The 12335-nt window shown below is 72.3% G+C and carries 12 protein-coding genes and 1 pseudogene; 8 read left to right on the forward strand and 5 right to left on the reverse strand.

The annotated features are described in order from the left end of the window. Positions 1-96 precede the first annotated feature (96 nt). From rimO to AB0F15_RS24620, 7 genes are all read left to right on the forward strand, one after another. Positions 97-1533 (forward strand): 30S ribosomal protein S12 methylthiotransferase RimO, encoded by a 1437-nt coding sequence (gene rimO, locus AB0F15_RS24590; RefSeq protein ID WP_360274502.1) that lies wholly within the window; start codon positions 97-99, stop codon positions 1531-1533. Then, positions 1530-2171: a CDP-diacylglycerol--glycerol-3-phosphate 3-phosphatidyltransferase gene (pgsA, locus tag AB0F15_RS24595; protein ID WP_360274505.1), complete on the forward strand. Its 642-nt coding sequence runs from the start codon at positions 1530-1532 to the stop codon at positions 2169-2171. Before rimO ends, pgsA begins: the two co-directional genes overlap by 4 nt. Positions 2172-2251: 80 nt before the next feature. Further along, on the forward strand, positions 2252-2746 hold the full coding sequence (locus tag AB0F15_RS24600) for a CinA family protein (protein ID WP_360274508.1): 495 nt from the start codon (positions 2252-2254) through the stop codon (positions 2744-2746). A 99-nt stretch (positions 2747-2845) separates the two neighbouring features. Next, the gene (locus tag AB0F15_RS24605; RefSeq protein WP_360274510.1) at positions 2846-3310 is read left to right on the forward strand and encodes a helix-turn-helix transcriptional regulator; all 465 of its coding nucleotides are present in this window, start codon (positions 2846-2848) and stop codon (positions 3308-3310) included. A gap of 397 nt (positions 3311-3707) precedes the next feature. Further along, positions 3708-4547: a PspA/IM30 family protein gene (locus tag AB0F15_RS24610; protein ID WP_360274513.1), complete on the forward strand. Its 840-nt coding sequence runs from the start codon at positions 3708-3710 to the stop codon at positions 4545-4547. A 32-nt stretch (positions 4548-4579) separates the two neighbouring features. Further along, positions 4580-5566 carry a hypothetical protein gene (locus AB0F15_RS24615; protein WP_360274516.1) on the forward strand — a complete coding sequence of 329 codons (987 nt, stop codon included), beginning with the start codon at positions 4580-4582 and terminating at the stop codon, positions 5564-5566. Positions 5567-6022: 456 nt separating this feature from the next. Beyond that, the gene (locus AB0F15_RS24620; RefSeq protein ID WP_360274518.1) at positions 6023-7456 is read left to right on the forward strand and encodes an amidase family protein; all 1434 of its coding nucleotides are present in this window, start codon (positions 6023-6025) and stop codon (positions 7454-7456) included. Here AB0F15_RS24620 and AB0F15_RS24625 read toward each other — a convergent pair. The 5 genes and pseudogenes from AB0F15_RS24625 to AB0F15_RS24645 all read right to left on the reverse strand — a co-directional run bounded on the left by AB0F15_RS24625 (position 7428) and on the right by AB0F15_RS24645 (position 11413). Beyond that, a complete protein-coding gene (locus AB0F15_RS24625; protein ID WP_360274521.1) occupies positions 7428-8465 on the reverse strand; it encodes a quinone-dependent dihydroorotate dehydrogenase in 1038 nt (345 codons plus the stop codon). The genes AB0F15_RS24620 and AB0F15_RS24625 overlap by 29 nt on opposite strands. 62 nt (positions 8466-8527) lie before the next feature. Then, a complete protein-coding gene (locus tag AB0F15_RS24630; RefSeq protein WP_360274524.1) occupies positions 8528-9100 on the reverse strand; it encodes a GNAT family protein in 573 nt (190 codons plus the stop codon). A 429-nt stretch (positions 9101-9529) separates the two neighbouring features. Continuing rightward, a pseudogene (locus AB0F15_RS24635) lies at positions 9530-9631 on the reverse strand (adenosine deaminase); the annotation flags it as partial. 30 nt (positions 9632-9661) lie between these two features. Then, positions 9662-10471 carry a DNA-formamidopyrimidine glycosylase family protein gene (locus AB0F15_RS24640; protein WP_360274527.1) on the reverse strand — a complete coding sequence of 270 codons (810 nt, stop codon included), beginning with the start codon at positions 10469-10471 and terminating at the stop codon, positions 9662-9664. Between the two features lie 3 nt (positions 10472-10474). Then, complete coding sequence (locus tag AB0F15_RS24645; protein ID WP_360274530.1) at positions 10475-11413, reverse strand: ParA family protein; 939 nt, start codon at positions 11411-11413, stop codon at positions 10475-10477. A 106-nt stretch (positions 11414-11519) separates the two neighbouring features. Between AB0F15_RS24645 and AB0F15_RS24650 the strand changes: the two genes are divergently transcribed. After that, on the forward strand, positions 11520-12248 hold the full coding sequence (locus AB0F15_RS24650) for a methyltransferase domain-containing protein (RefSeq protein WP_360274533.1): 729 nt from the start codon (positions 11520-11522) through the stop codon (positions 12246-12248). Positions 12249-12335 lie beyond the last annotated feature (87 nt).

Consider the following 12335-nt stretch of genomic DNA (forward strand, 5'->3'; position numbering starts at 1 on the left):
GGGTGGCGGAGCCCCCGGCCCGGGGTGGAGCCCCGGTGTCACGACCGAGCTACGCCGTCGTCGGGCCGCCCGGGCCCGGCGGCTACCCTGAACGTCGTGCCTTCCCCTGTCACGGACTCAGCCGCCGCCCGACGCGTCTCCCTGCTGACCCTGGGCTGCGCCCGCAACGAGGTCGACTCGGAGGAGCTGGCGGGCCGGCTCGCGGCCGGCGGCTGGGAGCTGGCGGCCGACCCCGACGAGTCCGACGTCGTGGTGGTCAACACCTGCGGCTTCGTCGAGTCGGCCAAGAAGGACTCCGTCGACACGCTGCTCGCCGCGGCCGACACGGGCAAGAAGGTCGTCGCCGTCGGTTGCATGGCCGAGCGCTACGGCCACGAGCTCGCCGACAGCCTCCCGGAGGCCGACGCGGTGCTGGGCTTCGACCACTACGCCGACCTCTCCGCCCGGCTCGACGACGTCGTCGCCGGCCGCAAGATCGCGTCGCACACGCCGGGCGACCGGCGCAAGCTGCTCCCGATCAGCCCGGTCCAGCGGCCAGCCGCGGCCGAGACCGTCGAGGTCCCGGGCCACGCGCAGCACGGCTGGGGCCCGCGGGTGCTGCGTACGCGCCTCGACGACGCGCCGGTGGCCGCGCTGAAGATCGCCTCCGGCTGCGACCGGCGCTGCTCCTTCTGCGCCATCCCGTCGTTCCGCGGCTCGTTCGTCTCGCGGCAGCCCGACGAGATCGTCGCCGAGGCGATGTGGCTGGCCGAGCACGGCGTCAAGGAGCTGTTCCTGGTCAGCGAGAACTCGACGTCCTACGGCAAGGACTTCGGCCGCGACGGCGCCACCGCGCTGGAGCGGCTGCTGCCGCGGCTGGCGGAGATCGAGGGCATCGAGCGCGTCCGCGTCTCCTACCTGCAGCCGGCCGAAACGCGCCCGCAGCTGGTCAAGGCCATCGCCACCACGCCGGGCGTCGCCGAATACTTCGACCTGTCGTTCCAGCACTCCAGCGAGCAGGTGCTGCGCCGGATGCGCCGGTTCGGCTCGACGGACTCGTTCCTGGCGCTGACCGAGCAGATCCGCGAGTACGCGCCCGAAGCGGGCATCCGGACCAACGTGATCGTCGGGTTCCCCGGCGAGACCGAGCACGACCTGGCCGAGCTCGAGCGGTTCCTCACCGGCGCGCGCCTCGACGCCGTCGGCGTCTTCGGCTACTCCGACGAGGACGGCACCGAAGCCGAGGGCTTCGACGGCAAGCTCGACCCGGCCGAGGTCGCCGCGCGCGTCACCCGGATCTCCGCGCTGGTCGAGGAGCTGACCTCGCAGCGCGCCGAGGACCGGATCGGCACCTTCGTCGACGTCCTCGTCGAGCTGGACGACGACGGCGAGCTCACCGGCCGCGCGGCGCACCAGGCCCCCGAGGTCGACGGCGAGTGCGTCATCCTCGACGCGCCGGAGAAGACCCAGGTCGGCGACTTCCTGCGGTGCGAGGTCGTGGATTCGGCCGGCGTGGACCTGATCGTCCGCGCGGTACCGGACGCCGACCGGTGAGTGCGCTCCCCAGCGACGCCGCCGACGAGGGCCTGGCCCGCGATGCCCCCGCCCAGGTTCCCGAGCCGACCCCGGTTCCCACGCTCAACGTCGCGAACCTCCTGACGCTGTCGCGGCTGGTACTGGTGCCGCTGTTCATCGCCGCGCTGTTCGTCGGCGACGGCCACGACACCACCTGGCGCGCGCTCGCGACCGGGCTGTTCGCCATCGCCTCGGCCACCGACCAGCTGGACGGCTGGGTGGCCCGCAAGTACGGCCTGATCACCGACTTCGGCAAGATCGCCGACCCGATCGCGGACAAGGCGCTCACCGGCGCGGCGCTGGTCGGGCTGAGTGTGCTCGGCGAGCTCGGCTGGTGGGTCACGATCGTCATCGCGGTCCGCGAAATCGGCGTCACGCTGCTGAGGTTCTGGGTGATCCGGCACGGTGTCATCCCGGCCAGCCGCGGTGGCAAGGCGAAGACGATGGCCCAGATCGCCGCGATCGTGGCGTACCTGCTGCCGCTGCCGGCGGGGGCGGACCCGGTGCGCTGGGCGCTGATGGGGCTGGCGCTGGTGCTGACCGTCGTCACCGGCGTGGACTACCTGATTCGCGCGGTCCGGCTGCGCGCGGCCGGACGCCGGGTCACCGGGAGCTGACGGTGGCCGAGGAAACCCCGGCCCCTCCCGCACAGGCCGGCTCGCCGCGCACGACTCCTCCGGGACGTCCGGGGTCCCCGGTGACTCGTTCGCGACGTCCGGACGGCGGCGACGAACAAGCCGCCGCCCTCGTCGGCGCCCTCACCGCGCGGGGCGAGACCGTCGCCGCGGCCGAGTCGCTGACCGCCGGGCTGGTCTGCGCGACCCTGGCGCGCGTGCCCGGGGCGAGCGCGGCGCTGCGCGGCGGCCTGGTCGTCTACGCCACCGAGCTGAAGATCGCCCTGGCCGGCGTCGACCCCCGCTTGCTCGCCGAACACGGCGCCGTCCACCCCGAGGTCGCCGCCCAGCTGGCCGAGGGCGCCCGCGACCGGTGCGGCGCCACCTGGGGTCTCGGGCTCACCGGCGTGGCCGGGCCGGCGGCGCAGGACGGCGTCGAACCCGGCACCGTGCACGTCGGGCTCGCCGGGCCGGGAACACGCACAGTCCGTACGCTGGCCCTGAACGGCGACCGGGACGTGATCAGGACCGAATCGGTCCTGGCGGCGTTTGCCCTGCTCGGGGAACATCTGGCGTGAAACCGGCGTTCGCCCTTGGCGTACGGGCACGCCAACTCCTGCGCCCGGGGCGCCGCTCTGGGTAACGTAGGGAGTACTTGTTCGGAAGGGAGGCGCGTGATGACCGTGCTGTTGCGTGAGGCGATCGGTGATCGGCTCCGTCATGCCCGCACCAACCAGCGTCGTACGCTGCGCGACATCTCCCGCGCCGCCAGGGTCAGCCTCGGCTACCTCTCGGAGGTGGAGCGGGGCCAGAAAGAGGCGTCGAGCGAGCTGCTCGCGTCCATCTGCCAGGCCCTGGACCTTCCGCTCGGCGAACTGCTGCACAAGGTGGCGGCGGACGTTTCGGCCCTCGACAACGTCGAGGTCGCACCGGTCGACGAGCGGATCGTGGAAGGCGGGCCCCGGGAGAAGGTGCCCGACCGCGACGCCAAGGCCTCGGCCGGCATCGAAGGCGGCAGGCTGATGTCCGAGCTGATCGGCAACGACCTCGCGGACCTGCGGGTTTCGCCGGCGCCGCGGATGAACACCACGCTGCGGACGACGATCGGGCAGCCCAAGCTGGCTTCGACGATCGCTGCGTAAGGGGAGCGTGCGGGGAGCTGGGTGAGGTGCGCTCGCGGAGAGCGCTCGCCCCGGCTCCCTCGCCGTGTCTTCTGGGGGCCGAGCCCCAGACCGCGTCCGGGGGCGAGCCCCCGGCCCCCGCTCGGCGCGAGTCATCGGGTCCGCACCCGGTCTCGTGCCGGGTTTCGGCTCACGATTTCGGCGACGGCCCCGGGCAACCCGCCCGGGGCCGTCGGCGTTAGCTCCAGGGGTGATCAGGGAGGAACCCTGAAATCCCCCGGGGTCGCCTGGAACGGACGTGGCCGACCTGACACGATGGAACCCGACGCCGGGGTCGGTGCGTTGGATGAGCAGGGGAGTGACGCCCCACCCCGAGGATCACTAAGGCCCGTGGGACGCAAGAAGGCAGGCGGAGGAGATGGCCAACCCGTTCGTGAAGTTCTGGAAGTACATGATGGCGGCGTTCTCGTCGAAGATCGACGAGCACGCCGACCCGAAGGTACAGATCCAGCAGGCCATCGAGGAGGCGCAGCGCAACCACCAGGCGCTGACGCAGCAGGCCGCCTCCGTGATCGGCAACCAGCGGCAGCTGGAGATGAAGCTCAACCGGCAGCTCGGCGACGTCGAGAAGCTGCAGGCCTCGACCCGGCAGGCGCTCGTCCTCGCGGACGAAGCCCGCAGCAAGGGTGACGAGCAGAAGGCCACCGAGTTCGAGAACGCCGCGGAGAGCTTCGCGACGCAGCTCGTCACGGCCGAGCAGAGCATCGAGGACCTGAAGACGCTGCACGACCAGTCGCTGCAGGCGGCGGCCCAGGCCAAGAAGGCCGTGGAGCGCAACTCGCAGATGCTGCAGCAGAAGCTGGCCGAGCGCACGAAGCTGCTCTCGCAGCTGGAGCAGGCGAAGATGCAGGAGCAGGTCTCCGCCTCGCTGAACCAGATGAGCCAGCTGGCGGCGCCGGGCAACACGCCGTCGCTGGAAGAGGTCCGCGACAAGATCGAGAAGCGCTACACCACGGCGCTGGGCTCGGCGGAACTCGCTCAGAACTCGGTCCAAGGGCGCATGATGGAGGTCCAGGCTTCCACCACGCAGCTGGCCGGCCACTCGCGGCTCGAGCAGATCCGCTCGTCGATGCGCGGCGACTCGGTCGCGCAGGTGACCGACGGCGGCAAGGCGGCCCAGCCGTCGAGCAGCCAGGCCGACATCCAGCGGGAAATCCAGGCGCGCGTGCAGGCCGAGCAGGGCAAGAACCCGGCCTGACACGCGGGCAACCGGTTCGAAGGGGGCGGGCAATGGGGCAGCAGGGCAGACGACGTGACTTCGGCGAGCTGAGCGCCAAGCTGGAGAAGCACATCGAGAAGCTGCCTGACTACGCCGTGCGCGCCCAGGAAAAGCTCCAGAAGGTGCAGAAGTACTTCCCGCCGGCCGACCAGGCCGGCGGGAAGCCCGCACCGCGGCGCCCGAACCCGCTGCACCGGCCGCCGGTCCGGCGGCCCGACCTGACACCCACGTGGTCGTCGGTGGCGAACCAGGTCCCGGCGTTCGCCGAGGCCCGCGCCAAGTGGGACCGCTGGAACCACCCCGCGGCGAAGCTGGAACGCCGCAAGCGCCGGACGTCCCGCGCGCTGACGCTCTGGATCCTGCTGACCATCCTGTGCGGCGTCCTCACCGTGGCCGCCGGGCTCGGCTGGATCAGCGCGGCGGGTACGCCGATGATGCCGCAGGCGATCGCGGCGTTCGCCGGGGCCGTCGTGTTCGGCACGTTCAGCGTCCGCTCCGGCCTCAAGCTGCGCGAACTGAAGCGCACCCCGATCCCGGCGGCCCCGGCCGGACCGCCGCCGCTGCCCCCGGCACGCTCGGCGGCCCGCGAGCCGATGGAACGGCTCGCCGAGTGCGAGGCGTCCCTGACCGAGCTGCTGCGCCAGCTCTCGGTGCCGTCCTCGGTGGGGACGATGCCGGTTTCGGAGGTGTCCGTCGCGGACGCCCGCCAGACCGCGGCCGAAGCGGCAGCCGCCCTGCGCGGCTTGGGCAGCCGCATCCAGGCGATCGAACGCGGCCGCGACTCGGCGCCCGCCCGCGAGCAGGCAGCCCTCGACGCGGCGGTCGCGAAGCTCCGCGAACAACTCGACGACGGCATCGAGGGCTACCGCGGCCTGGTCGCCGCGGCCGGCCACACGGTCGCCGCCGCCGGCGACGGCCTGGTCACCTCCAAGCAGGCCCTCACCGACGCAACGGACCGCCTGGCCGGCCTGGCCATGGCCCTCCGCGAACTCTCCTGACCCCGGCACCGGCGTGACCCCCGCCGGATCCCACGTGATCAGACCCGTAACTCGCGTGATCAGACCCGGTACGTCTCCAATCACGCGAGTTCCGGCCTCAATCACGCGAGTTACGGCTTCGATCACGCCACTTCCGGCGCTGATCACGCGGATTTGCCTGGCACTGCGCCATTCGGATCTGAAACTCGACCGTTCGGGTGCCACATCCGGGCGCCCCGCCTCTTTGTCACGCCGCGTGCGTGATCGTGCGTTTCGCCCCGGCGTCGCGCCCTGTTCACCTCTTGGGGCCGAAACCCGCGCGTAATCGGAAACTGATGGCTACGGAAACGTGCGCGATCTAACGTTTCTGTCATGCATGCAGAGGTGTCACTCGCCGGGAGGCCCGCCGTGCACTGAGGTTCGCCGGCGCCGACCGTACACAGTGGACTTTCTCGAACACCGAGGAAAGGACGCCCCGTGAACACGCTCCCGCCGGACCCGGACCCCGTGCCGATCATCCCGCCCACCGCCTCCCAGCGCGTCATCGCGGCCTTCGAACGCCTCAGCGAGGCCGGCCGTCCCGAACTCTGGTCCACGCTGCGCGCCGTCGAAGACGTCCTCGTCGACGCGAAGGCCGTCGACGAGCGCGTCAAGGCGGGGGAAGACCTGCCGTTGGCGGGCACCGTCTTCGCCGTGCCGGAACTGATCGACGTCGCCGGGCAGCCGTCCGGCCGCTCGGTCCCGGAAACCAGTGCCACCGTCGTCGCCCGGCTCACCGCGGCCGGCGCCGTGGTGCTCGGCAAGACCGGGGCCGGCCCCGTGGCCTCGGCCTGGGACCGGGCGAAGGTCGGCGGCCGCGGCGCGGCGGTCGCCGTCGCGCTGGGCATCGTCGACCTGGCGCTGAGCACCTCGGGTGCGGTCCCGGCCGCGCTGAACGCCGTCGTCGCGGTCAAACCGACCCGCGGCCTGCTGCCCATGACCGGCGTCCGCGCCGGCGAGGGCGTCTCCGTGTACGCGACCGGCCTGGGTGCCGTCCGGCGCGCGCTCGCCCTGATGACCGGCCCGGACGGCGTTTCCCCGACCCGCAGCTGGCCTGCCGACGTCCGTCTCGGCGCCGGTGAGCACCCGCGGATCGCCTACCCCCAGGACCTGCCGCTGAGCGAGGCCGCGGCCCTCGCGTTCGAGAGCGTCGTGAAGCGGCTGCGGGCGTCGGGAGCCATTCTCGAACCGGTCTCCCTCGACGTGCGCACCTTCGGTGACGCCCTTCTCCTGCCCACCGTGCCCGATCACCCCGGGGTGGCCGAAGCACTGGCCGACCCGGCCGGCGTGGCCCACCGCCTGGCCTCCTGCACCGCCTTCGCGCACCTCCTGGACCTGGCCGCGATCACCGTTCCGGTGCTGCCCGGCGACCGCCGACCGTTCGGCGTCACCTTCCTGACCCGGGCGTTCGAGGACCAGATCGGCCTCGACCTCGCGACCGTCTGCACGGACGAGCCGTTGACGCCCTACCCGGAGCCGGGCGAAGACGTCGTCGTGTTCGGCGCCCACCTGCGTGGCCAGCCGTTCAACACCGACCTCACCGACCTCGGCGCCCGCTTCACCGGCCCGGTCCGGACCGCCGAGCGCTACCGGATGGTGCTGCTGGACACCGAACCGCCGCAGCCGGGCGTCGTCGAGGGCGGCAGCGGCCTCGACGGCGAGCGCTGGCGGCTGTCCCCGGCCGCGTTCGACCGCTTCGCCGCGACGCTGAAGGCACCGTTCGTGCTGGAGCGCGTCGAGCTCGAGGACGGTTCCACCCCGCTGGCGGTGCGCTGCGACCCGGCCGCGGAGGGACCCGGTCTGGAGCGCTACGAATCCTGGCGCGGTTACGTGCGGTTCGCGTCTACCGCCGGGCTGCGAGACCCCGGCTGACGCGGCGCACCAAGCCCGGCCCGTGCAGCGCGAAGCCCGTGTAGAGCTGCACGAGCGACGCGCCGGCGTCGACGAGCCGGACCGCGTCGTCCGGGCCCATGATCCCGCCGACTCCGATGATCGGCAGGCTCCCGCCGGTGTGGTCGTGCACGAACCGCACGACCTCGGCCGCGCGGGCGGTCAGCGGCCGGCCGGACAGTCCTCCCGCCTGTCCGGCCAGGCCGCTTTCCGCGGGGGCGATGCCGTCGCGGGCCAAAGTCGTGTTCGTGGCGATGATCCCCGCGACGCCGTGCTCGAGCGCGACCGCCAGCAGCTCGGCCAGCGCGTCGTCGGTCAGGTCGGGCGCCACCTTCACCAGCAGGGGCGCCGGCGTGCCCCCGCCGGCGAGCTCGAGCGACGTCGAACGCAGCTCGCCGAGCAGCTCGGCGAGTGCGGTGCGATCCTGCAGCTGCCGCAGCCCCGGCGTGTTCGGCGAGCTGACGTTGATCGCGAAGTAGTCGGCGTACGGGTACAGCGCGCGCAGCGAAAAGCGGTAGTCCTCGACGGCGTCCTCGAGCGGCGTCACCTTCGACTTGCCGATGCTGACCCCCAGCGGGACGCCCGGTTTCCCGTCCCGGGCGAGCTTGGCCGCGAGCGCCTCGGCGCCGTCGTTGTTGAAGCCCATGCGGTTGATCACCGCGTCACTGGCCGGGAGGCTGAACAGCCGCGGCTTCGGGTTGCCCGGCTGCGCCAGCCGCGTCACCGTGCCGACCTCGACGAAACCGAAGCCCAGCGCGGCCCACGCGGGCAGGGCGCGGCCGTTCTTGTCCATCCCGGCGGCCAGGCCGACGCGGTTGGGGAACCGCAGACCCAGCACGGTCACCGGGTCGTCGACGCGGAACGCGCCACCCAGCGCGGGCGCCGCCTTGCCGAGCCGGGCCAGCACGCCGAGCGTGCGCTCGTGCACCAGCTCGGGGTCGTGGTAGGACAGCCGGTACAGCGCCGGACGGACGATCTTGTCGAAGAACACGCCCCCATGCTGCCAAACCGCCCGGGACGCGCGACCGGAGCGTCACTTCCGCGTGAACGGCACTAGTCCCGCGACGCCTGGGAGTCCTTCCACTCGTCCTCGAGCATCGCGTAGATGAGCTCGTCGGTCCATTCGCCCTTGACGATCTCGTTCTCCCTGAGGTGCGCTTCCCGGCGCATGCCGAGGCGTTCCATCAGCGCGGCCGACGCGGTGTTCCGGCCGTCGCAGCGGCCGATGATGCGGTGCAGCCCCAGATCCTCGAAGCCCAGCCGCAGCAGTTCCGTGGCGGCCTCGGCGGCCAGGCCCTTGCCGTGGTGGTCCGGGTGGAAGACGAACCCGACCTCGCCCTGCCGGTGCTCGCTGCTGAGCCACTCCAGGTTCAGGTCGCCGATCAGCTGTCCCGTCGCGGCCAGCTCGACCGCCACGGCCAGGAACTGCCCTTCCTTCGTCAACGTCGAGCTGTGCACCCGTTTGGCGAGCGCCGCGGCCGACTCGGCGCGGCTGCGCGGACCCCAGTACAGGTAGCGGGCGACGTCGGCGCGGGACTGGAAGGAGTTCAGCGCGTCGAGGTCTTCGGGCGTGAACGGGCGCAGGAGCAGGCGGGCCGTGGTGATCGGGTAGTCGGGCCTGAGCATGGGTCCAGGCTAGCGAGCGTCACCCGTTCGTGGGACAGAACGGCGAAGCGCTGATCGCCGGACGGTCGTCCAGCGACGCCGGGTGGCATGACCTGCACAAATGAGCGAAATAGGGGGACCCCCGGGGCGGCTCTCGGGCGCCGTCAAACGCCTGAGCCCGAGCCGGACTGGTGCTCGGGAACCCCGGGGGCACGGTGACTGCCTGGTATTCGCTATCAGGCAGCACGTGAAGCAGGCGATGAGCCGAAGGTGGCTCGGTTGTATCGCTGCTCAAAGTCCTCCACGTACCATCCGCTAGCGGACAGTCACCTCACGAGTCCTGTTGGAATACAACTTAGGACCACCTCCTCTCTCGTGTACTTCCACGCTAGGCGAAGTTCCCCGGGTCCGGCAACGTCATTTTGAGAGCACCCCTGTGATCTCGGCCCACAGCCCGGCTTCCCTTGCCCACGTGCAGAACGGCTCGAACCGCGGCCGCCAGACGCCGAGCCCGAACGACACCGAACCTTCGGGACGTTCGCGCAGCGCGAACCACGGTGACCTCGGCGAGCGTGCGCGGCTTTACTTCGGCGGGTACGGTCCGGCCTGGTCTTTCGGGCAGAACCACGTCGGCCGCTGCCGGACGTCGTGACCCTGCGCGCGGACCAGGAGCCCGCCACCGCAGCGGAAGCAGCCCTGGCGGGTGCGCTCGTACACCCAGTTCTTGCGGTTGCGGTCGAGGTGGCCGGTGGTGCTCTGGTCGAAGCGCCCGGCGAGGGCGTTGGCCAGCAGCAGCTTGCGGGCCAGCGCGACCGTGCGGCCGGCGTCCACTTCGGACACCGGCGTCCACGGGGTCACGCCGAGCAGGAACGCGATCTCGCACTTGTAGAGGTTCCCGACGCCCGCCATCACCCGCTGGTCGAGCAGGGCGAGCCCGAGCTCACGCGCCGGGTCGGCCGCCAGTGCCGCGCTCGCGCGGGCCGCGTGCTCGTCCGTCCACCGCGGGGCCAGCAGGTCCGGGCCGAGGTGGGCGACGAGGTCGTGTTCCTTGCCGGTGGCCACGAGTTTCAGGTCGTGGACGCGGAAGCCGATCGCCTGGACGTCGGCCGCGGTCAGGACCACGCGGGCGTGGTGGCCGGGGCGGCGCCACTTCGCGCCGGCCGGGTAGACGTCCCACATCCCGTCCATCATCAGGTGCGAATGCAGGGTCAGGTCGCCCGAGAAGCGGGTGAACAGGTGCTTGCCCACGGTCCCGACGCCGAGCACTTCGCGTCCGGAGAGGTCCACAGTGGCCAGTTGCGGTACCCGGAACTCCCCGCGCAGCAACGTCTTCCCGGTCATCGCCTTGGCGAAGCGCTTTCCGACCAGGAAGACGGTGTCACCTTCGGGCACGGCTCACCCCGCGGATTCGGACACCTCGGCCGGTGCCTCGGGGGTCTCGGGGGTTTCGGAAGTCTCGGGGGTCTCGGGCGCTTCGGCGGTCTCCGGGGCCGGGCCTTCGGGCCAGTCCGGGCCCTCGGCCTCCTCGCCGGCGATGCGGTGCCGTCCCGCCCGGTTGGAGCGCAGGATCTTCGCCAGCACCATGTTGAACGTCAGCGCGATCTCCTGGGCGCCGGGCGAGTGCCACTCGTGGATCGGGCTGCACGCGCCCTGGGCCTGCTGCACCGCGAGCCGGTCGGTGATCGCCGTCGGCATCACCAGGGAGCCGAAGTTCTCGCGCAGCTCGGCGATCCGGAACTGGTGCTCGTAGGAGCGCGCGCGCAGCTTGTTCACCAGGACGCCGATCGGGCGCAGGTCCGGGTTGAGGTCCTTGCGGATCTTTTCGATCGCCTCCAGCGCCCGGGACGCCCCGGCGACGGCGTACATCGTCGGCTCGGTGACGATCAGCGCGCTGTCCGCGGCGACCAGCGCCGATTTCGTCAGACGGCCCAGTGACGGCGGGCAGTCCAGGACCACCAGCTCGTACGGCGTTTCGCGCAGTGGTGTGCGGTGCAGCTCGTCCAGCGCGCGGGAGAAGTTCGCCAGGCGCTCGCTGTCGGCGTCCGGGTCGTTGAGCAGCTCCAGCTCTTCGGTGCCGACCAGGACGTCGACGTCCTCGCTCCAGACGCTCGGGGCGATCGCGCGTTCCAGCATCTCCCGGGTCGGGGTCTCGAGCACGTCCGCGAGGGTGGCGTCGGTGTAGGGCGGGTCGAGCGACGTGGTGGCGTTGCCCTGCGGGTCGAGGTCCACCACCAGCGTCCGCGTGCCTCTGCGCAAGGCGGCGGACGCGATACCGAGGGCGACCGTCGTCTTGCCGACGCCTCCCTTGAGGCTTAGTACGGCGACCGTGTGCACGACGACCAGCCTACGGGTGCGCGGGGGAGCCGCCGCCGGGCAAGGGCCGTTCACTCGAAGGGAGGAGCCCGGGAGGCGGGCGGGGGCGCGCACTACCCTGTGCGACATGAAGACGGAGACCGTGGCCGCCCGGGGTTCGGGCGCCGTCCGCCGGGTGCTCGAAGCCGAGCTCAAGGCCGCCCGCGCCCGGGGCGCCGAGCACCCCCGCGTCGTCGACGTGGGCGGCGGCAGCGGCGGCTGGGCGGTGCCGTTCGCGGCGGCGGGCTGCCGGGTGACGGTCGTCGAGCCGAGCCCGAACGCCCTGGCCACGCTGCAGCGGCGTGCCGAGGAGGAGGGCGTCTCCGAGCTGATCACGGTGATCGCGGACGACTCCGACGCGCTGGGCCGGTACGTCGAGCCCGGTTCGGCCGACCTGGTGCTGGCGCACGGGCTGCTGGAGATCGTCGACGACCCGGCCGCGGTGCTCACGGCCCTCGCGACGGCGGTGGCGCCGGGTGGCGCGGTGTCGGTCCTGGTCGCGAACCGGCACGCCGCGGTGCTGCACCGCGCGCTGGCGGGCCGTGTCGGCGAGGCCCGGCGGCTGATCGAGAGCGTGGACGGCGTCGTCCCGGGCGACACGGTGCTGCGCCGCTTCGACCCCGAAGGCCTGCGCGCCCAGCTCGTGGCCGCGGGTCTCGACGTGACGCTGCTGCAGGGCGACCGGGTGATCGCCGACCTCGTCACCGGCGACGTCCGGGAGGACGAGCTGGCCGAGTTCGAACGGGCCGCGGCGGCCACGCCGGCGCTGCGGGACATCGCGGGCCGCCTGCACGCGGTGGCGCGGCCGCTGGCCTGATCGTCCGGCGGGTTTCCGCCCTGGCGCCGCGGGTGATCGGAAACTGTCGGTGGTGGCCGGTAGCGTCCTCGACGTGGGGCGAAATGC

This window comes from Amycolatopsis sp. NPDC026612 (assembly GCF_040638285.1).
Classification (GTDB): domain Bacteria; phylum Actinomycetota; class Actinomycetes; order Mycobacteriales; family Pseudonocardiaceae; genus Amycolatopsis.